General features: G+C 64.6%; 21 protein-coding genes. 15 read left to right on the top strand and 6 right to left on the bottom strand.

Translation table 11 applies throughout. The features are described 5' to 3' along the window. The first annotated feature begins 150 nt into the window (after positions 1-150). Both AC07OK_RS25395 and AC07OK_RS25400 read left to right on the top strand, forming a co-directional pair. A complete protein-coding gene (locus AC07OK_RS25395) occupies positions 151-570 on the top strand; it encodes a PRC-barrel domain-containing protein (protein WP_494692868.1) in 420 nt (139 codons plus the stop codon). Next, positions 570-755, top strand: a complete 186-nt coding sequence (locus tag AC07OK_RS25400) for a hypothetical protein (RefSeq protein ID WP_494692869.1) — start codon at positions 570-572, stop codon at positions 753-755. The genes AC07OK_RS25395 and AC07OK_RS25400 overlap by 1 nt, the downstream gene beginning before the upstream one ends. Here AC07OK_RS25400 and AC07OK_RS25405 read toward each other — a convergent pair whose 3' ends face one another. Further along, positions 756-3,929, bottom strand: a complete 3,174-nt coding sequence (locus AC07OK_RS25405) for an error-prone DNA polymerase (RefSeq protein ID WP_494692870.1) — start codon at positions 3,927-3,929, stop codon at positions 756-758. Positions 3,930-4,277: 348 nt separating this feature from the next. Here AC07OK_RS25405 and AC07OK_RS25410 point away from each other — a divergent pair, with 348 nt between their 5' ends. From AC07OK_RS25410 to AC07OK_RS25465, 12 genes are all read left to right on the top strand, one after another. Next, the gene (locus AC07OK_RS25410) at positions 4,278-6,560 is read left to right on the top strand and encodes a TonB-dependent receptor plug domain-containing protein (RefSeq protein WP_494692871.1); all 2,283 of its coding nucleotides are present in this window, start codon (positions 4,278-4,280) and stop codon (positions 6,558-6,560) included. 93 nt (positions 6,561-6,653) lie between these two features. Continuing rightward, entirely contained in the window at positions 6,654-7,538 is an 885-nt protein-coding gene (locus AC07OK_RS25415) for a LysR substrate-binding domain-containing protein (protein WP_494692872.1), read from the top strand. 117 nt (positions 7,539-7,655) lie between these two features. Next, complete coding sequence (locus AC07OK_RS25420; RefSeq protein ID WP_494692873.1) at positions 7,656-8,729, top strand: porin; 1,074 nt, start codon at positions 7,656-7,658, stop codon at positions 8,727-8,729. A 61-nt stretch (positions 8,730-8,790) separates the two neighbouring features. Beyond that, positions 8,791-10,131: an MFS transporter gene (locus AC07OK_RS25425; RefSeq protein ID WP_494692919.1), complete on the top strand. Its 1,341-nt coding sequence runs from the start codon at positions 8,791-8,793 to the stop codon at positions 10,129-10,131. A 7-nt stretch (positions 10,132-10,138) separates the two neighbouring features. Further along, positions 10,139-11,479 (top strand): glucarate dehydratase, encoded by a 1,341-nt coding sequence (gudD, locus tag AC07OK_RS25430; protein ID WP_494692874.1) that lies wholly within the window; start codon positions 10,139-10,141, stop codon positions 11,477-11,479. Positions 11,480-11,588: 109 nt separating this feature from the next. Then, a complete protein-coding gene (locus AC07OK_RS25435) occupies positions 11,589-12,050 on the top strand; it encodes a DUF2844 domain-containing protein (RefSeq protein ID WP_494692875.1) in 462 nt (153 codons plus the stop codon). Between the two features lie 10 nt (positions 12,051-12,060). Continuing rightward, positions 12,061-13,776 carry a DUF3443 family protein gene (locus AC07OK_RS25440; protein ID WP_494692876.1) on the top strand — a complete coding sequence of 572 codons (1,716 nt, stop codon included), beginning with the start codon at positions 12,061-12,063 and terminating at the stop codon, positions 13,774-13,776. 329 nt (positions 13,777-14,105) lie between these two features. After that, complete coding sequence (locus AC07OK_RS25445; protein ID WP_494692877.1) at positions 14,106-16,202, top strand: bifunctional 2',3'-cyclic-nucleotide 2'-phosphodiesterase/3'-nucleotidase; 2,097 nt, start codon at positions 14,106-14,108, stop codon at positions 16,200-16,202. Positions 16,203-16,275: 73 nt separating this feature from the next. After that, positions 16,276-17,019: a tetratricopeptide repeat protein gene (locus tag AC07OK_RS25450; RefSeq protein ID WP_494692878.1), complete on the top strand. Its 744-nt coding sequence runs from the start codon at positions 16,276-16,278 to the stop codon at positions 17,017-17,019. A 73-nt stretch (positions 17,020-17,092) separates the two neighbouring features. Continuing rightward, positions 17,093-17,377 carry a hypothetical protein gene (locus AC07OK_RS25455; protein ID WP_494692879.1) on the top strand — a complete coding sequence of 95 codons (285 nt, stop codon included), beginning with the start codon at positions 17,093-17,095 and terminating at the stop codon, positions 17,375-17,377. A 2-nt stretch (positions 17,378-17,379) separates the two neighbouring features. Beyond that, entirely contained in the window at positions 17,380-17,658 is a 279-nt protein-coding gene (locus AC07OK_RS25460; protein WP_494692880.1) for a type II toxin-antitoxin system RelE/ParE family toxin, read from the top strand. Between the two features lie 80 nt (positions 17,659-17,738). Next, positions 17,739-18,245, top strand: coding sequence for a hemerythrin domain-containing protein (locus AC07OK_RS25465; RefSeq protein WP_494692881.1), 507 nt, complete (start codon positions 17,739-17,741; stop codon positions 18,243-18,245). Positions 18,246-18,263: 18 nt separating this feature from the next. Here the strand turns inward: AC07OK_RS25465 and coaD are convergent, their stop codons facing one another. The 5 genes from coaD to AC07OK_RS25490 all read right to left on the bottom strand — a co-directional run bounded on the left by coaD (position 18,264) and on the right by AC07OK_RS25490 (position 23,650). Next, the gene (gene coaD / locus AC07OK_RS25470) at positions 18,264-19,412 is read right to left on the bottom strand and encodes a pantetheine-phosphate adenylyltransferase (RefSeq protein WP_494692882.1); all 1,149 of its coding nucleotides are present in this window, start codon (positions 19,410-19,412) and stop codon (positions 18,264-18,266) included. Between the two features lie 32 nt (positions 19,413-19,444). Next, positions 19,445-20,833: an ATP-binding protein gene (locus AC07OK_RS25475; RefSeq protein WP_494692883.1), complete on the bottom strand. Its 1,389-nt coding sequence runs from the start codon at positions 20,831-20,833 to the stop codon at positions 19,445-19,447. Beyond that, entirely contained in the window at positions 20,830-21,489 is a 660-nt protein-coding gene (locus AC07OK_RS25480) for a response regulator (protein WP_020701705.1), read from the bottom strand. Before AC07OK_RS25480 ends, AC07OK_RS25475 begins: the two co-directional genes overlap by 4 nt. Before the next feature lie 46 nt (positions 21,490-21,535). After that, positions 21,536-23,035, bottom strand: a complete 1,500-nt coding sequence (locus AC07OK_RS25485) for a Do family serine endopeptidase (protein WP_494692884.1) — start codon at positions 23,033-23,035, stop codon at positions 21,536-21,538. Positions 23,036-23,191: 156 nt separating this feature from the next. Next, positions 23,192-23,650 carry an Hsp20 family protein gene (locus AC07OK_RS25490; protein ID WP_217941949.1) on the bottom strand — a complete coding sequence of 153 codons (459 nt, stop codon included), beginning with the start codon at positions 23,648-23,650 and terminating at the stop codon, positions 23,192-23,194. Between the two features lie 256 nt (positions 23,651-23,906). On the opposite strand from AC07OK_RS25490, the gene AC07OK_RS25495 reads away from it, so the two are divergent. Next, positions 23,907-25,781 carry a M61 family metallopeptidase gene (locus AC07OK_RS25495; protein WP_494692885.1) on the top strand — a complete coding sequence of 625 codons (1,875 nt, stop codon included), beginning with the start codon at positions 23,907-23,909 and terminating at the stop codon, positions 25,779-25,781. Positions 25,782-25,850 lie beyond the last annotated feature (69 nt).

Below are 25,850 nucleotides of genomic sequence, written 5' to 3' on the forward strand. Positions count from 1 at the left end.
CCCGGAAAAATCCGCAACCGGCAGGGAAACTCCTATGAAGGAAAGTACAAAAATTGCCAGTTTGCCTATCCGTCAGCACTGTGTTGCACCGTACAGACCGGCGCCTTCAACAAGACAAAAATGACAACTCACTCATTCAAGGAGATCACGATGAACTATGAAGAACTCGATGCCTTGGGCATGTATGTCGACCACGGCCACAAAGGCCCCGGTCCGGAACTGATGGGCGCCGATACGCTGATCGGCAATCACGTGCACAACCTGAAAGACGAGCACCTGGGCGAAATCAAGGAAATCATGCTGGACATGCGCACCGGCAACATCGCCTATGCGGTGATGGCCTTCGGCGGCGTGTTCACGCTGGGCGAAAAGCTGTTCGCCGTGCCTTGGGAGGCGCTGACGCTGGACACCGTCAACAAGCGCTTCACGCTGAACCTGGAGAAGGAGCGCATCGAAGACGCGCCCGGCTTCAATAGCGACCAATGGCCCAATATGGCCAACCAGACCTGGGCCAGCCAGATCCACACCTATTACGGCACCAGCGGCAACCGCAGCGCGGGTCTCCGATAATGTACGCCGCCATCATCGTTGTGGGCGGAATGGCGGTCGGCGCCGGCATTGCCGCCGGCTGGCTGTTCCACCACCATTTTCGCCGCCCGCAGCAGCCGCAGGCCGGCGTGCCCGTCATGCTCAGCAGCTGGTCCGGCCGACACGAATCGACGGTGGCGGTCCATCTACGGCGCGGACAGCGCTAGTCAGCAGAAATCGCGGCTGATGGTCGGCAGCCGTCCCAGCAGGTGGGACATGTCGACCAGCCGCTTGGCGACCAGGTGGCGCACGATGCCCTCCTGCTGCCACACGCCATACACGCCCAGCAACGGCGCCCCCAGCACCTCGCGCCGCTGCTGTTCCACCAGCGCCGGCCAGATGATGACATTGACGTTGCCGGTCTCATCCTCGATGGTAATGAACAGTACGCCCTTGGCCGTGCCCGGACGCTGCCGCACGGTCACCATGCCGCAGGCGCGCGCCAGCATGCCGTTGGTGTAGGTGTTGAGCGTGGACGCCGGCAGGAAGCGGTGCTCCAGCAGCTTGGGGCGCAGCAGCGCCAGCGGATGCCGGCCCAAGGTCAATCCCTGCGAGCGGTAATCGCCCAGGATCTCCTCCCCTTCCGTCGGCGGCTTCAGCAGCGGGATTTCCTCGTCCGGCGTGGTCGGCCGCAGCAAATCCTTGTCCGGCGTGGCGCCGACCGCCTGCCACAAGGCTTGCCGCCGGTTGCCGGCCAACGCTTGCAGTGCATTGCCGCCGGCCAGCACTTGCAGGTCATGGCGGTCCAGGTCGGCTCGGCGCGCCAGGTCGGCCACGCTGGCGAACGGTTGCGCGGCGCGCGCCTGCTCGATGCGTTCGGCCGCTTCGGCGCGCATACCCTTCAGCAGCGACAGGCCCAACCGCACCACCGGCTGGCCGCGCCTGCCCACCCGTTCTTCCAGCGAGGAATCCCAGCCGCTGACGGCGACATCGATCTCGCGCACCTGCACGCCGTGGCGTTTGGCGTCCTGCACCAGCTGCGACGGGCTGTAGAAACCCATCGGCTGGCTGTTGAGCAAGGCGCACAGGAAGGCGGCCGGCTCGTGGCACTTGAGCCAGGAACTGGCATAGGTCAGCAGCGCGAAACTGGCGGCGTGCGATTCGGGAAAGCCGTATTCGCCGAAGCCCTGGATCTGGCTGCAGATGGCGGCCGCGAACGCTTCGTCGTAGCCGCGCTCGCGCATGCCGTCCATGATGCGCTGCTGGTATTTGTCGACCCCGCCCTTGCGCTTCCACGCGGCCATCGCGCGCCGCAGCTGGTCGGCCTCGCCCTCGGTGAAGCCGGCGGCGATGACGGCGATCTGCATCACCTGCTCCTGGAAGATCGGCACGCCCAGCGTGCGGCCCAGCGCCTCCTCCAGCCGCGGCGGGAAGTGGACGTCCTCGCGCCGCATGCGCCGTTGCAGATAGGGATGGACCATGCCGCCCTGGATCGGTCCCGGACGCACCAGCGCGACCTCGATCACCAGGTCGTAAAACACCCGTGGCCGCAGGCGCGGCAGCATGCTCATCTGCGCGCGCGATTCGATCTGGAACACGCCGATGGTGTCGGCCTCGCACATCATGTCGTAGGTGGCGGCGTCCTCGGCGGGGATGTCCTGCATGCGGAACGGCGCGCCGCGCTGCGCGCCCACCAGCGCCAGCGCGCGCCGCAGCGCCGATAGCATGCCCAGCGCCAGCACGTCCACCTTCATCAGTCCCAGCTCTTCCAGGTCGTCCTTATCCCACTGGATCACGCAGCGCCCTTCCATGGTCGCCGCCTCGATCGGCACCAGCCGCGACAGCTTTTCGTGCGAGATGACGAAGCCGCCGGGGTGCTGCGACAGGTGGCGCGGGAAGCCCAGCAAGGTCACCGCCAGCGCGGCCCATTGCTGGGCCAGTTGCGACTCCGGGTCCAGCCCGCACTCGGCCAGCCGGCCCAGCAGGTCGTCGCGGCCGTCGAACCAGTGGTGCGCCTTGGCCACCTTCTCGACGATGGCCAGGTCCACGCCCAGCGCCTTGCCGCTGTCGCGCAGCGCGCTCTTGGGCCGATAGCTGATGACGACGGCCGCCAGCGCGGCCCGGTCCGCGCCGTATTTCTTGTAGATGTACTGGATCACTTCCTCGCGCCGCTGGTGCTCGAAGTCGACATCGATATCCGGCGGCTCGTCGCGCTCCTTGGAAATGAAACGCCCAGTCAGCATATTGCTGCGCTCGGGATCGACCTCGGTCACGCCGAGGCAATAACAGACCACCGAGTTGGCCGCCGATCCCCTGCCCTGGCACAGGATGTCCTGCGAACGGGCAAAGCGGACGATGTCGTAGACCGTGAGGAAGTAAGGCTCGTATTTCAGCTCGCGGATCAGCGCCAGCTCCTTCTCGATCTGCCCGCGCACCTTGTCGGACAGGCCGGCCGGAAAGCGCCGCTGCGCGCCGGCATACACTTCCTGCCGCAGATAGCTGCCCGGCGTGTGGCCCGGCGGCACCAGCTCGTGCGGATATTCGTAGCGCAGCTCGCTCAAGTTGAAGCGGCACTGCCGCGCGATGTTCAGCGTTTCCGCCAGCGCCTGCGGCGGATACAGGTTCGCCAGCCGCAGCCGCGAGCGCAGGTGCTGCTCGGCGTTCTGCGCCAGCGCGTAGCCGCACTCGGCCACCGGCTTGCCGACCCGCACCGCGCACAAGGTGTCGAGCAAGGGCTTGCGCGAGCGCACGTGCATGCACACATGCCCGAGCGCCACCACCCGCATGCCGTGCTGCAGCGCCACCTCGTCGATGCTGAGGCGGTGCGCCTCGTCCAGCGCGCGCTGCAACAGGTTCAGGCCCATCCAGCTACGGCCCGGAAACGTCACCTCCATCCACGCCGCCTGCGCGTGCAGGCGGTCGACGTCGTCCGGCTGGAACGCCGGGTAATGCGGCAGCAAAATCATCAGGCAGCCGGGCAAGCCTTTCAAGTGGGCGTAGGCCGGCGGCGGCGCGGCCAGGTCGGCCGGCGTCAACAGGTAGCTGCCCTTGGCGACCCGGTTGCGCGCTATCGTGATGAGCTCGCAGAGATTGCCGTAGCCCTCGCGGTCCTGCGCCAGCGCGATCAGCGACAAGGCCGGGCTGCCGTCGGGATGCTTGAGGTGGAAATGGCTGCCGATCAGCAGCGGCAGGCCGGCCTCCCTGGCTTGGGCGTGAGCGCGCACTACGCCGGCCAGCGAGCATTCGTCGGTGATGGCCAGGGCGGCGTAGTCCAGCTGCACGGCGCGCGCGACCAGCTCCTCGGCGCTGGAGGCGCCTTGCAGGAAGGAGAAGTTGGTCAGGCAGAACAGCTCGGCATAGGCCGGCAAGCCCTGCATGGTCGGCGTGCTAATAGATGTCATGACTTGATACTGTGTTTTTATACAGTATAGTACATCCTGCGCCGGATGCCAGCTGATAGATGAAGCAATAATTGGCTAAAACTATGGCGCTACGTAGCATTACGTAGTGCCGGCGTCACTCTGGCGCGACAAAACAACAGTAAATAAAGTTTGAATGTAAAATTGTCAAAAAAGTCATGTGCTCATGAGCTATTTGACTAGAATCAGTTTTTTCACGGGAGAGAAAACTTGTTCGCCAATACGCCATTACGTCATGCAGTACTGCTCAGCCTTTACGGCGCAGCCGCCCTCAGCCTCGCACCATCCGCTTTCGCGCAGTCCGCACAGGAAGCCAAGCCAGACACCCCGATGCAATCGGTCAGCGTGGTCGGCTCGCGCCGCGCGACCACCTCGTCCACCGACACCGTGGTGCCGGTCGATATCATCCCGATGAGCAAGTCCACAGAACAAGGCGGCCAGTTCGACCTGGCGCAAACGCTGACTTACATCTCGCCATCGTTCAACTCGACCCGCCAGAGCGGCTCCGACGGCGCCGACCTGGTCGACTCCGCCGCGCTGCGCGGCCTCGGTTCCGACCAGACCCTGGTGCTGGTCAACGGCAAGCGCCGCCACACCACCGCGCTGGTCAACCTGTTCGGCGCGCGCAACCGCGGCAACACCGGCACCGACATGAACACCATTCCGCTGCTGGCGATCAAGGACGTGCAGGTGCTGCGCGACGGCGCCGCCGCCCAGTACGGCTCGGACGCCATCGCCGGCGTGATCGACATCGGCCTGAAGAAAAGCAAGGGTTGCGAAGCCGTCGCCGGCTTCAGCGAATACTCCAAGCGCGACGGCAAGAACTACATGACCTCGGCCTACTGCGGCTTCGAGATCGGCAACGGCGGCACGCTCGGCATCACCGGCGAATACCTGGACCGCGGCCGTTCCAACCGCGCCGAGGCCGACAACCCGCGCATCATCGGCGACACCAAGACCAAGAACCAGACCATCTACCTGAACGGCGAACTGCCGACCACCGGCACGGGCAAGCTGTACTTCACCGCCGGCGGCCAGACCCGCAACGCCTCCAGCGCCGCCTTCGCGCGCGGCGGCATCGGTTCCGACGACATCCCGAGCCGTAACTCGGCGGCCATGTACCCGAACGGCTTCGTGCCGTTCATCAACGCCGACATCGACGACCAGTACGCCATCCTCGGCCATCGCAGCACGGTGGGCGACTGGAACCTGGATGTGTCGCAGACCTATGGCTACAACAAGATGCGCTACAACATCAGCCATACGATCAACGCCTCGATCGCCAACAAGGACTTGCTGGCCGGCGGCAAGGGCATCAGCCCGGACCGCTTCGACGCGGGCGGCTTCTCGTTCCAGCAACTGACCACCAACCTCGACCTGAACCACTACTACGACGGCCTGGTCGGCGACGGCCTGAACGTCGCCTTCGGCGGCGAGTACCGCAGCGAGAACTACAAGATCTTCGCCGGCGAGCCGGGTTCATACAACGACGTCGACGGCATCGGCTTCGGAGGCAACGCCGGCAGCCAGGGCTTCCCCGGCTTCCAGCCGGCCGACCAGGTCAACGCCAAGCGCCACAGCACCGCCGCCTACCTCGACCTGGAAGCGGACCTGAGCAAGATCGTCAAGCTGCAGGGCGCGCTGCGCTACGAGAAGTTCAGCGACTTCGGCTCGACCGTCACCGGCAAGCTGGCCGGCAGCGTGCGCGTGGCCGACAGCGTGCTGCTGCGCGGTTCGGGCAGCACCGGCTTCCGCGCGCCGTCGCTGCAACAAGTTTATTTCTCGTCGACCTTCACCGACTTCATCGGCGGCGTGCCGACCGACGTGGTGCTGGCGCCCAACGGCGGCGCCGTCGCCAACGCGGCCGGCATCCCGAAACTGAAGGAAGAAAAGTCGACCAGCTTCACGCTGGGCACCACCTGGACGCCGAACGCCGCCGTCTCCGTGACCGCCGACCTGTACAACATCAAGATCAAGGACCGCATCGTGCTGTCGGGCCGCTTCAACGCCGACACCTATCCCGACCTGGCCGAGCGCCTGGCCAAGCTGGGCGTGGGCGAGGCGCAGTTCTTCGTCAACTCGGTCGACACCAAGACCCAAGGCCTGGACCTGACCGCGTCGCACAAGACCAACTTCGGTTCCAACAAGCTGACCACCTTCCTGGCGCTCAACGTCAGCAAAACGGAAGTGACCGGCATCCACCCGCCGGCCTCGCTCAAAGGCTTCGAGGACGTGCTGCTGTCGGAGAAGGAACGCCTGTACATCGAGCAAGGCGCGCCGCGCTCGAAGGCCACGCTGGGCTTCGACTACGTGACCGGCCCGTGGGAAAGCGACCTGAAGATCATCCACTTCGGTCCGCAAACCCTGGGCACGTTCAGCGGTACGGCGGCCGGCGTGCCTAACCAGCACTACGAGTCGAAGACCTCGGCCGACCTGAGCTTCACCTACAGCATCAACAAGAACATGAAGTTCACCTTTGGCGGCAACAACATCTTCAACGTCAAGCCGACGTCGCAGAACGCCGACGAGACCGACAACGGTTTCAAGTATGAAAGCGTGCAGTTCGGTTTGAACGGCGCTTCCTACTTCGGCCGCCTGTACGTCAAGTTCTAAGCTCCCGCTCGCGGAAGCTGCCGCGCGTGTAGACTGAACCCCGAAAGTTGCCGGCAACTTTCGGGGTTTTTTTCATGTCACGAAAGGTAGAAAATGTTCGAGATCAGCCAGCTGCGCTGTTTTGTCGCCGTGGCCGAGGAGCTGCACTTTAGCCGCGCGGCCGAACGGCTGAATATGACGCAGCCGCCACTGAGCCGTCAGATCCGCTTGTTGGAACACAATGTCGGCGCCGAGCTCATCGAGCGCAATAGCCGCGTGGTGCGGCTGACCGTCGCAGGTAAGGCGTTCCTGCCGGAGGCCACGCGCATCCTCCGGCTATCGCACGAGGCGGTGCTCACGGCGCGCCGAGCCGCCAAGGGCGAGCAGGGACATCTGGCCATCGGCTTCACCTCCGCGTCGGGCTATAGCTTGCTCCCCGAGGTGGTCCGGCGGCTACGGGAGCGCTGCCCCGGCATCTCCCTGACGTTGAAGGAACTGGTCAGCACGGCGCAGGTCGAGGCGCTCAATTCAGGCGAGCTGGACCTGGGCCTGATGCGCCCGCACACACTCAACGCGGAACTTGAAACCACGCTGCTGGTGACCGAGTCGCTGATGTTGGCCATCCACGAGGACGACGCCGGCAACTGGCCGCTGAAGCCTACGCTGCAGAGCTTGCACGGCAAGCCTTTCGTGATGTACTCGCCGTTTGACGCGCGGCCGTTTCATCAGATGCTGAGCGAGCGCTTCGCCAGGGCGGGTGTGGAACCAGACATTATCGAACACGTCGGCCAGGTGCACACCATGCTGGCCCTGGTCCGCGCCCGTCTGGGCGTGGCCTTGATTGCCGAAGGCGCGGGGCGACTCAGGTTCGACGGCCTGGTGATGAGAAAGATGGAGACCGAACCGGTGCAGATGGTGTGCGTCCACCGGCGCGACAACGAAAACCCCGTATTAACTGTCTTTAAACGAGAGGTATTGCCGACGTTTCACGCTGACTGATTTCGCAGCGATTCATTATTTGAATCGCTGACGACACTCTTTGGTTTGGTGATGCATAGATGCCAGCCCTATGATTGATTTGCAAGTCAATCATAAAAAATACATCAAGGAGACAGCATGAAACAAGCGGCAGCTATAGTCCTCGCCCTGGGCGCAGCCACGGCGCAAGCCCAGTCCTCGGTCACGATCTACGGTATCGTCGACGCCGCCATCATCGGCGAGCGCGGCGGCAGCGCCGGCAACCTCACCAAGGTCACCAGCGGCGCCGGTTCCGCCTCGCGTCTCGGCTTCCGTGGCACCGAGGAGCTGGGCGGCGACATGTCGGCGTTCTTCACGCTGGAGGCCGGCACCAAGATCGACACCGGCGAAATCGACGCGGCCGGCACCATATTCAACCGCCAGGCCTTTGTCGGACTGAAAACCGCGATCGGCTCGGTCGCCCTCGGCCGCCAGTACACGCCTTATCACACCACGCTGGTCAATATCGTCGACCCGTTCAATACCGGTTACGCAGGCAGCTCCAAGAACGTGTTCCCGGACTCCGGCACGAATATCCGTACCAGCAATACGATCAGCTATGCGTCGCCGCGCCTGAACGGTGTCGATGGCGAGGCGTTCTACAGTGCCGGCGAGCAGTCGACTATCCGAGCCGGCCGCCAGTTCGGCGGAGCGATCGGCTACGCCACGGGTCCGTTGACTGTGCGCCTGGCCTACAACAGCAAGAATTCCGACGTGGCGGCCAACGGCGCTACCCCGGCGGTCAACCGCTCCCTGGGGCGCAACACGCTGCTGGGCGCGAACTACAACTTCGGCTGGATCAAAGTCAATCTCGGCTACGGCGTCGACAAAGGCGATAACGCCGCGCCGTTGGGCAACCCGAACAATCCTTATGGCGGCGTCAAGCCGACGGCGTCGACCGATGGCCGCGACTACCTGCTGGGCTTCAGCGCGCCAGCCGGCCTGGGTACCGTGTTGGGCTCGGTGATGCACAAGGACGACCGTACCGGCTTCAACCAGGATGCCAATGCCTGGGGTATCGGCTATCTGCATCCACTGTCGAAACGCACCTCGCTCTACGCCGCATACGGCCATATCCACAACAAAAACGGCGCCGGCTACACGGTCGCCAACAACACTGAAAGCGGCACGGGCAACACTGGCTACAACCTCGGCATGCGTCACACTTTCTAAACCGGCATAACAAAGTACAGGACACACCGTGGAACAAGCTCAAGTCACCCAGGTCATCAGCATGGCCCAGCCGCAGACACGCAAACGCTGGGTCATACTGGCCATGCTGTTTGCGATTACCACCATCAACTACGCGGACCGCGCGACGATTTCGATCGCCGGGCCGGAAATCAAAAAAGCACTCTCCCTGGATGCGATCCAGATGGGCTTCGTCTTCTCGGCGTTTGCCTGGTCGTACGTGCTCGCCCAGCTTCCGGGCGGCTGGCTGCTCGACCGTTTCGGATCGAAGATCACCTACTTCTTCAGCATCTTCCTGTGGTCCACCTTCACGCTGTTCACCGGCGCGGCGGGATTCGTGACCGGCGGGGCGGCGGTGGTGCTGCTGTTCGTGCTGCGCCTGCTGGTCGGCGCCGCCGAAGCGCCTTCGTTCCCGGGCAACAGCCGCATCGCCTCGTCGTGGTTCCCCACCCACGAACGGGGCCTTGCCGCCGCGGTGTTCAACTCGGCGCAATACTTCGCCACCGTGCTGTTCGCGCCGATCATGGGCTGGCTGGTGCATTCCTTCGGGTGGCAAAGCGTTTTCTTCGTCATGGGCGCCTTGGGCATCTTCATGGCTTTCGTCTGGCTCAAGACGATCTACGGCCCCAAGGATTACCCCGGCATCAGCGCTGGAGAGCTGCAGTACATCCAGCAAGGCGGCGCGCTGGTCGACCTGGAGAGCGGCGCGCGCGCCCACCAGCCCGCGCAGGTGAACACCTTGGCTTGCATTAAGGAGCTGCTCAGCAGCCGGATGCTGCTGGGCGTGTACATCGGCCAGTATTGCATCACCACGCTCACCTATTTCTTCCTCACCTGGTTCCCCGTGTACCTGGTGCAGGAGCGTCACATGACGATCCTGAAGGCCGGCTTTGTCGCCTCGCTGCCCGCCATCGCGGGCTTCCTGGGCGGCGTCAGCGGCGGCTGGCTGTCGGATCGCCTGAACAAGGCGGGCTATTCCCTGTCGGTGTCGCGCAAGCTGCCTATCGTGATCGGCATGCTGCTGTCGATGAGCATGATCGCCTGTAACTACATCGAGACCGATATGCTGGTCGTCGCCATCATGTCGCTGGCTTTCTTCGGCAAGGGCATCGGCGCGCTGGGCTGGGCGGTGGTATCGGACACGTCGCCCAAGGAAGCCGGCGGCCTGAGCGGCGCCCTGTTCAACACCTTCGGCAATACCGCCGGCATCACGACTCCCATCGTCATCGGCTACATCGTCCAAAACACCGGTTCGTTCTCGGGCGCGCTGGTGTTTGTCGGCGCCAATGCCGCGATGGCCATCTTCTGTTACCTGTTCATTGTCGGCGATATCAAACGCGTCACGCTGACCACTTCGCTGAACCCAATATCTCAACCACGCTAGAGCCCATATGAATCACAAAGTCACCAACGCCCCCGTCGTCACCGACATGCGCGTCGTTCCCGTCGCCGGCCAGGACAGCATGCTGCTCAATCTGAGCGGCGCCCACGGTCCGTGGTTTACCCGCAACATCGTGATCCTGACCGACAGCGCCGGCAATACCGGCCTGGGCGAGGTTCCCGGCGGCGAGAAAATCCGCCAGACCATCGAAGACGCACGTCCGTTTGTCATCGGCAAAACGCTGGGCGACTACAACAGCGTGCTCAACACGATGCGCGCCGCCTTCGCCGACCGCGACGCCGCCGGCCGGGGCCTGCAGACCTTCGACCTGCGCACCACCATCCACGCGGTGACGGCGATGGAGTCGGCGCTGCTCGACTTGCTGGGGCAGTTCATGAACGTGCCGGTCGCGGCGCTGCTGGGCGATGGCTTGCAGCGTCCAGCGGTCGAAATGCTGGGCTACCTGTTCTACGTGGGCGATCGCAGCAAGACGCCGATGGCCTATCGCAGCGAGCCCGATGCCGACGATGCGTGGTTCAGGCTGCGCAACGAGGAAGCGCTGACGCCGCAAGCCATCGTGCGCCTGGCCGAAGCGACGCATGAGCGTTACGGCTTCAACGATTTCAAACTGAAGGGCGGCGTGTTGTCCGCCGACGAAGAGATGGAGGCGATCGTCGCCTTGCATGAACGCTTCCCGCAGGCCCGCGTGACGCTGGACCCGAACGGCGGCTGGCTGCTCAAGGAGGCGATCCGCGTCTGCCGCGACAAGCATGGCATCCTGGCGTATGCGGAAGATCCATGCGGTGCGGAGAACGGCTACTCGGGCCGCGAAGTCATGGCCGAGTTCCGCCGCGAGACGGGGCTGCCGACCGCCACCAACATGATCGCGACCGACTGGCGCCAGATGGCGCATGCGATCCAGCTGCAATCGGTCGATATCCCGTTGGCCGACCCGCACTTCTGGACCATGCAAGGGTCGGTACGCGTCGCCCAGCTGTGCCAGATGTTCGGTCTGACCTGGGGCTCGCATTCGAACAATCACTTCGATATTTCGCTGGCGATGTTCACCCACGTCGCCGCGGCGGCACCCGGCAAGGTGACCGCGATCGATACCCACTGGATCTGGCAGGACGGCCAGCGCCTGACCAGGGAACCATTGAAAATCGAGGGCGGGATGATACATGTCCCGTCCCGGCCCGGCCTGGGTATCGAACTGGATATGGTTGAGCTGGAGAAGGCCCATCAAGCCTACAAGAACCTGGGGCTCGGGGCCAGGGACGATGCCGCAGCGATGCAGTTCCTCGTTCCTAACTGGCAGTTCGACAACAAGCGCCCTTGCCTGGTGCGATAAGGCTGGATGGTCGCAGGCCGTCGATGTGTAACGTTTGCTTACACATCGCTAACGCCATTGAACCCGGCGCCGTTCTACACTGCCTGCATCTTAGGCACAGGAGCACCTTATGCGCCGGGCATTCTTACTCATACTGCTAGCATCGCTGCTACAAGGCACACTGGCCTATGCGGCGCTGGGCAGCGCACCCTCTAATTTCGGCGCCGCGCCCGTCAGGCAGGGCGGACGCAGCCTGGCGGCGGCCAGCGGCGTCGGCACGGCCGTCTACACCGTCAGCCAGAGCACGCTCGACAGCGGCACGGTGGTGCGCGAATACGTCAACAACGACGGCACGGTGTTCGCGGTCAGCTGGAGCGGCCCGGCCCTGCCCGACCTGCGCACCCTGCTGGGCGACAAGTTCGCCGTGCTGACCGGCGCCGCCGCCCAGCGGCCCAAGGCGGGCCACTCGCAGCTGGCGCTTGAACGACCGGACGTGGTGATCGTCTCCGGCGGCCACATGCGCGCCTATGCCGGCCACGCGTGGATACCGGGCGCGCTGCCGGCCGGCTTCGACACCTCTGTCATCGAATAAGGAGTCGCGCATGTTCCGCTCCCTCTTTGCCGGCGCCCTGCTCGCGCTGACGCTCGGCGCCTGCGGCGGTGGCGGCAGCGGCGCCGCCACCGCCGCAAGCGCCACGCAGACCACAAACCAGGCCGCCGCCGTCACGCCGGTGGTCAGCATCAGCGCCACGCCGACCGCCACCACCGTCGGCCAGGTCATCACGCTGAGCTGGAACGTCAGCAATCCCAGCGCGACCGGCTGCACCGCCTCCGGCGCGTGGAGCGGCAGTCTGGACAACAGCGGCTCGCAGACCGTCACGGCCGGCGCGGCCGGCACCGCTTTCTACACCGTCACCTGCAGCGGCGTCAGCAAGACCACCAGCGTGGTCGTCAGCACGCCGGCGCCCTCGCCCACCGTCAACCTGACGCTGGCGCCGGCCAGCATCACCACCGCGCAGAGTTCGGTGCTGAGCTGGTCGTCGGCCAACGCCAGCAGCTGCACCGCCAGCGGCGCCTGGAGCGGCGCCAAGGCCGGCTCGGGCTCGATCAACGTCGTGCCCAACGCGGCGGGCAATTTTGTCTACACCCTGTCCTGCAGCGGCGACGGCGGCAACGTCAATGCCAGCGCCGCGCTCAGCGTGACTGCGCCGCTGAGCAACAGCACCGCCATCGTAGTCGACAGCGGCCCCACCGGCATCAACGGCTCGATCAATATCCCGTATGTCAGCGTGACGGTGTGCCAGCCCGGCACCACCACCTGCCAGACCATCGACCACGTGCTGCTCGACACCGAGTCCTACGGCCTGCGCCTGCTGGCCCCGCTCGATGCGGCGCTCAAGCTGCCGGCCGTGAAGACGCCGTCCGGCGCCGACGCCGGCGAATGCGCCAAGTTCATCAGCGGCTACACCTGGGGCGCGGTGCGCCAGGCCGACGTCAAGCTGGCGGACGAAACGGCGGCCGGCATTTCGATCCAGGTGATCGCCGACAGCGGCGCCAACTACGCGGCCACGCCTTCGAGTTGCAGCAGCGCCGGCAGCAGCCTGGGCACGCTGGCGGCGCTGGGCGCCAAGGGCGTGCTCGGGGTGGGATTGTTCAAGCAGGACTGCGGCGACAGCTGCGCCAGGTCGGCGCTCAGCGGCGCCTACTACGCTTGCACCAGCAACGGCTGCACCGCCAGCAGCATGGCGCTGGCGTCACAGGTCAGCAATCCGGTGGCGTCGTTCGCGGTCAACAACAACGGCGTGCTGGTGGTGCTGCCCAGCGTCGGCACGGCCGGCCTGACGTCGGTCAGCGGCACGCTGATCTTCGGCGTCAACACCCAGGACAACAACGGCATCGCCGGCGAAACGCTGTACAAGACCAACAGCAGCGGCGACTTCAACACCACCTACAAAGGCCAGACCTACAACGCCAGCTTCATCGACAGCGGCTCGAACGGCTACTTCTTCAGCGACAGCACGATACGCACCTGCTCGGGAGGGGATTTCTATTGTCCGGCGTCGACGCTCTCGCTGAGCGCCACCAACGCGGCCGCCGACGGCAGCGCCAGCGGCGTAGTCAACTTCAACGTCGCCAACCTGGTGCAACTGGCGTCGACCATTTCGGCGGCGCAGGTCGGCGGCACCGTGGGCAGCACCGGCGCCAGCGCGGGCAATTACTTTGATTGGGGATTGCCGTTCTTCTACGGCCGCCGCGTGTTCGTGGTATTTGAAGGAGGCGCCGTCAACGGCAAGACCGGGCCGCTGTGGGCCTATTAGGATCGCACAACGCCCGCCGTTGCCGGCAGCGCCCGATAAGCGCTGCCGTCAGAGCCGCTGTTGTGGTCCATCTTTTGGGTAGTTGCCTACCTTCTCTCCGTGGGTGTCTGGTCGAAGGATGATGCATCTCTGCGCGCGCCGGCGTTTGTAACCCCGGCGCGACTTGCCAGAATAGCGGCCGCCGCCCGTGCGGTATCGCGAAATCACGACAAATCCCTGTTAAATCGCGCCACGCACCGCCCCCCTGCAATTGTTTGCGTTTTGTCACGGCCATGTCATGTGCGTTGGGTACAGTCGCCACCTTGAATTTTCCTAATTTTGAGGGTGCAATGAAAACAAATCTGGTGATGTTGGCTGCGTTGACGGCGGCGGGTCTGGTTGGCTGCGGTGGCGACTACACGCCGCCGCCGGCGATCGCGGAAGGCACGACCGTCACGCTGGCGCTGATGGAGACCACCGACATCCATGCCAATGTGATGAGCTACAACTACTACTCACTGGCGGAAGACACCAGCCTGGGCCTGGAACGCACCTCGACCCTGGTCAGCGCGGCCCGCGCGGAAAACCCGAACAATGTCCTGCTGGACGACGGCGACGTGATCCAGGGCACCCTGCTGGGCGACATGCAAGCGGTCACCAAGCCGATCGCCTGCACCGACACCATGGCCGTGCACAAGGCCATGAACGCCATGAAGTACGACGGCGGCGGCTTCGGCAACCACGAGTTCAACTACGGCCTGCCGCTGCTGAGCCAGATCACCAATACCGACTTCGGCATTCCGGGCGTGAGCAAGCCGACCGGCAGCTGCGGCGCGCCGGCCTTCCCGCTGGTGCTGACCAACGTCACCGGCGTGGCCAGCAACAAGCCCATCGTGCAACCGTACACGCTGCTGCCGCGCACCTTCAGCGCCACCAAGCTGGACGGCACCAAGGTCGATGTCAAGCTCAACATAGGCATCATGAGCTTCGTGCCGCCGCAGATCCTGGACTGGGACCAGAAGAACCTGGCTGGCAAGGTCGCCGTGACCGGCGTGCAGGAAGCGGCCAAGCAATACGTGCCAGAGCTGCGCGCCAAGGGCGCCGACCTGGTGGTGGCGCTGTCGCACGGCGGCCTCGACCCGAGCGCCTACAGCCCGAAAATGGAAAATGGCAGCTATCACCTGACCAGCACCGGCATCGACGCGCTGCTGATCGGCCACTCGCACCTGATCTTCCCGAAAGGTAAAGAGACCGGCGCGGCCGCGCTCGATCCATCGTTCGCCGCCTTCCCGGCCAGCGCCAAGATCGACGCCGTCAACGGCTTCGTCAACGGCGTGCCGACCGTGATGGCGCAAAGCTGGGGCCGTCGCCTGGGCATCATCAAGATGACCTTGGTCTTCACCGGCGGCAAATGGGTGGTGCAGCAGGACAAGACCAGCGTGGAATCGCGCGGCTTCAAGTACACCGACGGCGCCACCATCGTCAAGGCCGATCCGGCCATCGCCCCTATCGTCGCCACCGAGCACGCGGCCACCATCGCCTACGCCAAGCAGCCGCTGGGCGTGAGCACCGACTTTGAAATGTCGGCCTACTTCTCGCTGGTCGGCGACGTCAGCGCGATCCAGCTGGTCAACCAGGCGCAGCTGGACTACGTGAAGAAATTCATCGCCGCCAGCACCGACACCACCATCGCCGGCTACAAGAACATTCCGGTGATCTCGTGCAGTGCGCCGTTCAAGGCGGGCCGCAACGGTCCTTCCGACTTCACCGACGTCGCGCCGGGCGCCAGCGCCGCCGCACCGGTCGGCCTGCAGGTGCGCAATCCGGGCGACCTCTACCTGTACAGCAACAACAACCTGCAGGCGGTGAAGATCAAGGGTTCCGACCTGAAGGCCTGGCTGGAAACCGCGGCCAAGCAGTTCGGCCAGATCGACCCGGCCAAGACCACCGAGCAGGACCTGGTACCGTCGTACGGCACGATCTACAACTACGACGTGTTCTACGCCGAGAACAACGCGCTGACCTACCAGATCGACGTGACCAAGCCGGTCGGCAGCCGCATCGTCAACCTGACTTACCTGGGCAAGGCCGTGGCCGCCGGTGACGACTTCATCGTCGCCACCAACGACTACCGCGCGGGCGGCGGCGGCGCCGTGCCTGGCATCGATGGCAGCAAGACTATCATCAAGTCGCCGGACGCCAACCAGACCGTGGTCAGCAACTACCTGACGGCGCAAGGCGCGGCCAGCGGCAAGGTCACGCTGGCCGGCAATGGCAGCGCGCGCAGCTGGAGCTTCGTCAAGGTGGCGACCGCCGGTCCGGTGATCCTGCGTTCGGCGCCCGGCCACCTGGCCTTGGCGAAGAGCAGCGGCATCACCGCCGTCACGGCCGAAGGCGCGCTGGACGCCAGCGGCTTCGCCAAGTACTCGGTGGATCTGAGCAAGTAATTCAAGCGTGGTGCGCGGGGCCGGTGAAGGCCGGCTCCGCTTGTCGTGAGGTCACTGAATTATGCAAAATAATATGCAAGTTAAAAATTATCCCGGTGTCGCGTTGGTCGGTCTGCTGGCCGGCGTGTTCCTGTTCGGCTGCCAGCTGCAACAGGAAAAGCCGAACTCGGCGCAAATCGAGACGGTGGGCATGAAAGCCATGCAGCAGGCCGACGCCGGCGCCGAGCGCAAGCTGATGTCATGGTCGGCGCAGAACCTGCCGGTGGCGCAGCGCGAGCTGGCGCTGCTGTATCAAACCCGTCCCGGGCAACGGACAGAATCGTTGAAGCTGTTCGAGCAGGCCGCGCGCGGCGGCGACGTCGATGCTGCCTACCAGCTGGGCGAGATGCTGCGCGTGGGCGTGACCGGCGTGTCGGCGGCGCCGGCTGCCGCGGCGCCGTGGTACGCGATGGCGGCCCGCCAGCATCACGCGCGCGCGGCGCTGATGCTGGGCCTGCTCTACAAAAACGGCGACGGCGTCGCGCGCGATGACGCGCAGGCCGCGCACTGGCTGAACGTCGCCAGCGGGCTGGGCAATCCACACGCCATGTTCCTGCTGTCCTACATCTACCGCGAAGGCCGCGGGGTTGCGCAGGACAGCGCCCAGGCCCGCCACCTGCTGGAGGAAGCCGCCGAGCACGAATATCCGCCGGCGATCCAGGAACTGGCGATGACGGTGCAACTGGGCGACGCCCTCAGCCCCAAGGACGAACGCCGCGCCGGCTACCTGCTCAAGGAAGCCGCCGAACACCGCCACAACAACTGGAATCGCTTTTGACAACAGGCTTGATGCGCACCGAACCCGGCCTGGCGCGCGATGCTAGAATCAAGTCTCGCATCTGGAGATTGCCATGCCTACGATCACCATTCATGTTTCAGAGGAACTCAACGAGCGTTTGGCCAATGCCGTTGAAGCTAGCAAACTGACAGCCGAAGATTTCATTCTGCTGTCTATCGCCGACAAACTGGAACGACCAGCTGCCCCCGATGTTTTGGACGCCCAGACAAGTGCCAGCTACGCCGAATATTTACGATCGGGAGAATCTGTCCCGCTAGCCGAAGTACGCGAATACTTCGAAAGCCGAATTGCCGGCAAGACCGCGCAAAAACCCGCATTCAGGAAAACCAAGGTGTAGCGATGCCGCGCGTCGACCTGACTCACGACGCCGACAACGATCTCGAAAAGATCTTTGACTATCTAGCCCAGTTCGCCCCAAAAACCGCCGCCGCCAAAGTCCGGGAAATTCACCGCGAGCTCAACGTGCTGGCGCAAAGCCCCATGATAGGCCGCCCGCTCTCCGGCGATATTCGAGAACTCTTAATTGGAAAACGTCCGCACGGTTATGCAGCACGCTATCGCTATACTCGCGGTGGCATCGTCTTGATTCTTTCCATTCGCAGTCAACGGCAAGGTTGAACAACGCACAGACCGTCATTGATCGCGCTCCTAGACTGGGGAAGCTGTTCCCCCATTCATTCGCAACGCAAGGAGCCGACATGAAAAGCACCACCCACTCGCAGGACAAAATCCCCAAGCCTATCCCCACCGAAACCGATCCCCAGGATGCGATCACGTTGCTGACGGAAGACCATGAGCACGTCAAGTCGCTGTTCGAGCAGTACGAGGAGTTGGGCGAGCGCGCGCATGCCACCAAGCAGAAGCTGGCCTTGCAGATCTGTACCGAGCTGACCAAGCACGCCACGGCCGAAGAAGAAATCTTCTACCCCGCCGTGCGCGCCGCCACCAAGGCGGATGACATCATGGACGAGGCCGCCGTCGAGCACGCCTCGGCCAAGGACCTGATCGCCCAGATCATCGCGATGGAGCCCACCGACGACCTGTACGACGCCAAGGTCAAGGTGCTCTCCGAGTTGATCGACCATCACGCCAACGAAGAAGAGACCGAGATGTTTCCCAAAGCCCGCAAGGCCAAGCTCGACCTCGATGCGCTAGGCGCCCAGATCGCCGCGCGCAAGGAGCAAGTCGAGCTGCCGCCGCACTAACACCGGTTCAGCGACACTTCACTTCGCCGCCAGCCGTTCCATCTCGCGCTGCATGTTGTCGATGGCGCGCTCGTTGTACTGGTCGGCAAAATACGCATTGCCGAACAACTGGCCGGCGTCGGCCTTGCGGCACAAATGGGCCAGTGCGCCACCGCGTTGTTCGCGGTACTTGGCGTCCGGCAGGTGGATGTATTCCTTGCGGATGGCGCGCGCATAGTTCTGGTAGACCTCGTCGTCCTGCCCCAGGATCGCCAGGTCGACGCTGAGCAGCGTGTCCTTCAGGCGATGGGTGATCGAGGCTTCCTGGAAATGGTCGGTGGCGCGTATCAGCTCGGCCGCGTCGCCCATCTCCTGGCCCAGATGGCTGCCCAGCCACAGCTGGGCGCTGGCTTCCTCGTTGGTCAGCGCGCCCGGCTCGCCGCTGTGGCCGTACTCGGCGTCGTGGAACCAGAACGCCTGCTTGACGATGTCGACGTCGGCCGGATCGGGCCGGGTGTTGGCGGCCCACACGCGGATCTCGCACAGGCCGTGCACCAGGTGGTCGAGGTTGTGATAGTGGCGCGCCGGACCGCCGTAGGCCGTGGCCCCGGTCAGCTGCACGAACCACTGGTCGGCGTGGGCGATGGCGGTGGCGTCGCGGTGCTCGTAGTCCCACAGCGTTTCCCACTCCTTGCGCAGCCAGCTCAGCACCCAGGCGTGATAGGCCGGGCCGGGTACGAACTTCTTCATGATCCAGTTCCAGCCGATCGGCCCCTCCAGCGCCTTGACGAAGCTGGAGCTGACCGAACCAAGGTCGCGCGGCGGCATGACGAAGATGGTCTTGGCGCCTTGCAGCACGTCGACGTTGGTTTGCTGGATCAGGTTTTCGTAGTCGAAATCGGCGGTGGTGCGGATGCCGCGTATCAGGCAATGCACGCCCTGCTTCTTGGCGGCGCGCGCCGTGTAGTCGCCCTTGACGATGACCACCTGCACATTGTCCCAGCCCTGCTCGGCGCAGCTGAGGGCGATGATGCTCTTGCGCTCCTCGGCCGAGAACTTGGGCTTCTTGGCCGGATTTTCAGACAGGAAGACCACCACCTCGTCCGCCAGCGAACGGGCTTCGTTCATCACCCACATGTGACCGTTGGTGATCGGGTCCAGGGTGCCCGAAAAGCCGATTTTCTTCATACGCCACTCCAACGTCATGTCAAAGTGGCATTTTAGACCGGAGTGGCCCTTGCAGTCTCAGGAAAATCGACTTTGATCAGCAAGCCGCCCAGGCGCTCGGACTGGCCCAGGGTCAGCGCGGCGCCGTGGCGCTCGGCGATCGACCTGATGATCGCCAGCCCCAGCCCGCTGCCGCCGGCCGGGCTGCCCGGCACGCGGTAGAAGCGGCTGAACACGCGTTCGCGCTCTTCCGGCGGGATGCCGGGGCCGGAATCCTCGACCGTGAGGACCACCCGGCCCGGCGCGGCTTTTGTGGCGCCGGCGCTACGGCGCAGCTCGATATCGACGGTGCCGCCGGCCGGCGTGTACTTGGTGGCGTTGTCGATCAGGTTGCGCAGCAGGATGATCAGCGCATCCGGCTGGCCGTCGACCGAGGCCTCGTCGGCATGGTGCAGGCCGAGGTCGATCTGGCGCGACTGCGCCAGCCCGGCCATGTCGCCCAGCGAACGCTTGACCAGCTCGGCGAGATTGACCGGTTCCAGCTTGACGTCGTTGACCGAGCCTTCCTGCCGCGCCAGCACCAGCAACTGTTCCACCAGCCGCGTGGCGCGCTCGATGCCGGCCGTGACGCGGCCGACGGCGATGCTGCGCGCCGCCTCGTCCTGCGCCCGTTCCAGGCTCAGCACCTGCAATTTGAGCGCCGCCAGCGGCGAGCGCAACTCGTGCGCGGCGTCGGCGACGAAGTGCTGCTGGGCCTCGAAGGCGGTGCGCACGCGGCCGAACAGCAGGTTCAGCTCGTGCACCAACGGCCGCACTTCGTCGGGCAAATCGTTTTCCGAGACGGGCGACAGATCGTCCGCCTGGCGCGCCGCCACCTGCCGCTTGACGCGCGACACCGGCGCCAGCGAGCCGCTGACCACCCACCACACCACCAGCATCAGCACCGGCGCCATCACGGCGATCGGGCCGACCGTGCGCAGCGCCAGGGTGCCGGCCATGCGCTGGCGCACCGCCATGTCCTGCGCCACCTGCACGGTCTGGTTGCTGGTCTGCACCGAGAAGATACGGTAGGTGGTGTTGTTGGCCTTGACGTTGGAGAAGCCCAGCACCGCGCGCTGCGGCAGCGCCGCGCGCGACAGCGAACGGAACACCTGGGCGCCGTCCGGCGTCCACACCTGGACCACCAGGTCGTCGTTCTCGGGATCGGCCGCCGTGTCGGCGGCCTTGTTGGTCAAGGTGGCGCTGGAGCGCAGCGACATCGCCATCTGCTGCATGTGATAGTCGAAGATCTGGTCGGCGTCGCTGAGCGCGCTGCGGTAGGCGATCATCGCCTGCGCAATGGCCGCCATCGTGATGGCGGCCAGCAGGAACCACAGCAAACGTCCGCGCAGCGAGTGCGTCACCACGGGCACCCGCGGCAGCGACGGCATCTTCACCTTCATAGTTTCGGCACCATGTATCCCAGGCCGCGCACGTTTTGGATCAGTTCCGCGCCGAGCTTCTTGCGCAGGCCGTGGATGTAGACTTCGACCGCGTTGCTGTTGACTTCATCCTTCCAGCTGTACAGCTTTTCTTCCAGCTGATGCCGCGACAGCACGATGCCGGGCCGCGCGATCAGCGCCTCCAGCACCGCCCACTCGCGCGCCGACAAGCTGACGGCCTTGCCGTCGGCCAGCACCTCGCGGGTTTGCGGATTGACGCTGACGCCGCCGTGTTCGAAGATCGGCTCGGCGCGGCCGGCCGAACGGCGCAGCAAGGCGCGGATGCGCGCCAGCAGTTCGTCGAGGTCGTAGGGTTTGAGGACATAGTCGTCGGCGCCGGCGTCGAGGCCGGCGATGCGCTGTTCCTTGGCGTCGCGCGCGGTGGCCACCAGCACGGGCGTGAGCTCCTTGCGGGCGCGCATCGAACGCAGCACTTCAAGACCGTCCTTGCGCGGCAGGCCCAGGTCCAGCAGCACCAGGTCGTAGGTCTGGGTTTGCAGCGCGGTGTCGGCCATCGCGCCATCCTTGACCCAGTCGACCGCGTAGTGCTCGGCCCTGAGCAGGTCGAGCACGACCTCGCCGATCATCGTATCGTCTTCTACCAGCAGAAGTCGCATATTATTTCCTTTCTGTTTTTGTGTTGCGTTCTGCCGGCCCGCGGGCTTAGCCCAAACGCACCGGTATGAAGATTTTATCGTCGCCGCGCTGTATCAGCAATGCCACCGACTTGCCGGACTTGCCCACCACCTCGCGCACCTGCTCGATCGAGTTGACCGGACGGCCGTTGACGGACAGCAGCACATCGCCCGGCTGCACGCCGGCATCGGCCGCCGCACCGCGCGCATCCTCGATCAGCAAGCCGTTGGCGATGCCGGACTGGCGCTTCTCCATGCTTTCCAGCGGACGCAGCGACAGGCCCAGCTTCAGCTTGGTGCTGGCCTGGTCGCTGCGTTCACCCTCGGCCGCCGCGACCTTGTCGTTGGCATTGCCCAGCGTGGCGCTCAATTGTACGGCCTTACCCTGGCGCCAGACTTCCATCGTCACTTTATCACCTGGCGAGGCCAGGCCGACGATGGCCGGCAAATCGCCCGAGCTGATGATCTTGTTGCCGTTGAGCGTGCGGATCACGTCGCCCGGCTTCAGGCCGGCCTTGTCGCCGGGGCCGCCCTTCTCGACGTTGGACACCAGCGCGCCTTCCGGCGTGGCCAGGTTGAACGAGTCGGCGAAGCCCTGGTTGATCTCCTGCACCGTCACGCCCAGCTTGGCGTGGGTGACCTTGCCGGTCGAGACGATCTGGTCCTTGATCTTGCCGGCCACGTCGATCGGAATCGCGAACGACAGGCCCTGGTAGCCGCCGGTCTGGCTGTAGATCTGCGAGTTGATGCCGACCACTTCGCCGCGCGTGTTGAACAGCGGGCCGCCCGAGTTGCCGGGGTTGACGGCGACGTCGGTCTGAATGAAGGGCACGTTACCGTCCGGCAGCGAGCGGCCCTTGGCGCTGACCACGCCGGCAGTGACGGTGTTGTCGAGGCCGTATGGCGAGCCGATCGCCAGCACCCATTCGCCCACTTTCAGGTCGTTGCCCTTGGCCAGTGGCACCACCGGCAGGTTCTTGGCGTCGATCTTCAGCACGGCCACATCGCTTTTCGGATCCGAGCCCAGCACCTTGGCGCGGAACTCGCGGCGGTCGGTCAGCTTGACCACCACCTCGCTGGCGTCGCGCACCACGTGGGCGTTGGTCAGGATGATGCCGTCGGCGCTGATGATGAAGCCCGAGCCGAGGCCGTGGGTCGGCACGCTGCGCTGGCCGCCGCGTTGCTGCGGGCCCTGGAAGCGGCGGAAGAATTCGTAGAACGGATCGTCGGCGAAGGGATCGGCGCGGCCGGTCTGTTCGGCGCCGTCGTAGGCGGTCTTGGTGCTGCCGGTGACGCTGATGTTGACCACCGCCGGGCCGTTGTGGGCCGCGATGACGCTGAAGTCGGGCAGCGTCATGACCGGCGCAGGCACGGCGACTGGGGCGGCCTGGACCGGCGCTGCGGCTTGCAGCACGATGGGGGGGGCGGCAACGGCATTGCCTTGCTTGACGGCGACGGCGCCGCCGACGCCTATCACGCCCAGCACTGCCACGGCGAGGGCTGCACGTTTGAGGGTAGATTCGGACATAGCTGCACTCCTGAATTGACTGAGGTTTGTAGATGTATCCAATATGAGGGTAAAAACTTAGACCCGTCTTAACTATACAATTGCTTACACACAAGGTCGGTTAACGCAAAACTGGCCGGATATACCGGCCAGTCAGTCACTACTCAGCTACGCGGATCAGGCGGCCTGGCGCTGCTCCAGGGCGGTGACGTTGTCGCTGCCGTCGATGACGATCTTGCGCGGCTTGAGCGCCTCGGGCACTTCGCGCACCAGTTCGATGTTCAACATGCCGTTGTCGAAGGTGGCGCCGGTCACTTTGACGTGGTTGGCCAACTGGAAGCGCTGCTCGAAATCGCGGGCGGCGATGCCGCGGTGCAGATACGTGCGCTCGGTGGCGTCCTTCTGTTTGCGGCCGACGATGTGCAGTGAATCGCGCTCAAAGGTGATGTCGATTTCCGAACGGTCGAAGCCGGCCAGCGCCATCACGATGCGGTATTTGTCGTCCGACACCAGTTCGATGTTGTACGGTGGGTAGCTCGGGGTGGCATCGCTGCGCTGGGCGTCGTTGAGCATTTGTGCCAGACGATCAAAGCCGATGGCGGAACGATACAGTGGGGTCAGGTCAAAAGTACGCATGGTGGATATCCTTTTCAAGTTAAGCGATATGGGCGGGGAAGATTCCCCTCGGTGGTCCCCATCTGGGCAACCACTGAGTCCGATATAGGATGGTTTTCCGGCCTTTCAAGGCCTTGAAAAACGGCCACAAGATCCCCAGCGCCGCACTTTTTTTAAAAATATTTTCGCTGCGGCGCGCCATCTTTTTGCCAGATTTACAAGTTGCCTGCGTGCTACACTCGCCTTCTTGTCCAACCTTGTTATCGACCACATGTCCATGTCCCGTGCCGCCCTCGCCGTCCTGTTGGCTACCGCCTTCAGCGCCCAGGCAGAAGCCATCTCCGAACAGCCTTACCCAGGCACCATCGTCTTGAACGTGGACGCCACCAACACGGCGCAGCAAATCTTCCGCGTGCGCGAGAGCATCCCCGCCAGGCCGGGCAAGCTGACCCTGCTCTATCCGCAGTGGATCCCGGCCAACCACGGCCCCAGCGGCGCGCTGAACCAGTTCGCCGGCCTCAAGGTCAGCGCCAACGGCAAGCCGCTCGACTGGAAGCGCGACACGGTCAACGTTTACGCCTTCCATATCGAGGTGCCGAAGGATGCGGCGTCGGTGGACGTGGAGTTCCAGTACCTGTCGCCGACCGAGGCCAACCAGGGCCGCACCACGATCACCAACGACATCGTCGGCGTGCAATGGCAATCGCTGACCCTGTATCCGGCCGGCTACAACAGCCGCCGCATCACCATGCAGCCCAACCTGACGGTGCCGGCCGGCTGGCAGTACGGCACGGCGCTGGAGACGGCCGCGCGCAGCGGCGACGAGATCGCCTTCAAGCCGCTGGACCTGGAGGCGATGATGGATTCGCCGCTGTTCGCCGGCCGCTACTTCCGCCGCATCGACCTCGACCCGGGCGCGAAAGTGCCGGTGCACCTGAACGTCGTGGCCGATTCGGCCGAGCAGCTGGAAGCGACGCCGGAACAGATCGCCCCGCACCGCGCGATGGTGCAGCAGGCCTACAAGCTGTTCAACTCGCAGCACTACCAGCACTACGATTTCCTGTTCGCCATCAGCGACGAGTTCGGCGGCATCGGCCGCGAGCATCACCAGTCGAGCGAGAACGGCGTCAAGCTGGGCTACTTCGCCGAGTGGGCCAAGCAGGAAGCGCGGCGCGAACTGCTGCCGCATGAATTCACCCACTCGTGGAACGGCAAGTTCCGCCGTCCGGCCGACCAGAACGTCCCCAACTTCAACACGCCGCTGCAAAACACGCTGCTGTGGGTGTACGAAGGCCAGACCCAGTACTGGGGCGCGGTGATCGCCGCCCGTTCCGGCCTGATCAAGCCCGAGCACACGCGCGACCTGCTGGCCGCCACCGCCGCCCGCTACGACAACACCCGCGGCCGCGAATGGCGCGCGGTGCAGGACACCACCAACGATCCGATCGTCAACGCCCGCCGTCCGCAAGGCTGGAACAACTGGCAGCGCGCCGAGGATTACTACTCGGAAGGCGAACTGATCTGGCTGGACGCCGACACGCTGATACGCGAACAGTCCGGCGACCAGCGCTCGCTGAACGACTTCGCCCGCAACTTCTTCGGCGTCGACGATGGCGTCAACGTGGCCAAGCACTACAGCTTCGAGGATGTGGTGAAGGCGCTCAACGCGATCCAGCCTTACGACTGGGCCGGCTTCCTGCGCACCCGCCTGGACGGCCACGGCCCCGGCGCGCCATTGGACGGCCTGGCGCGCGCCGGCTGGAAGCTGGTCTACACCGACAAGCCGACCGACTTCCTCAAAGCCCAGGAAGAGCAAAACAAATCGGCCAACTTCCAGTACTCGCTGGGCTTCTCGGTCGGCACGGATGGCAAGCTGGAAGGCTTCCAGTGGGAGGGCGTGGGCTTCAAGGCCGGCCTGTCGGGCGGCAGCACGCTGCTAGCCGTCAACGGCCGCGCCTACAAGGCCGAGGCGCTGCGCGCCGCCGTCACGGCCGCCAAGACCGGCAAGGAGCCGATCACCCTGCTGGTCAAGAAAGGCAGTTTGTACCAGACCTATGCGCTCGACTACCACGACGGCCTGAAGTATCCAAGGCTGGAGCGCATCGAAGGCACGCCGGACCGCCTTGACGCAATTCTGCAACCGTTGAAGTAATGATCACGCTGGAGGCAGCCGGTTGATGGTGCCGGCTCTCCATCGGCGGCCACGTGACGCTGCCGCTGG

It is taken from the genome of Duganella sp. GW821-FHT07G03 (assembly GCF_059418605.1).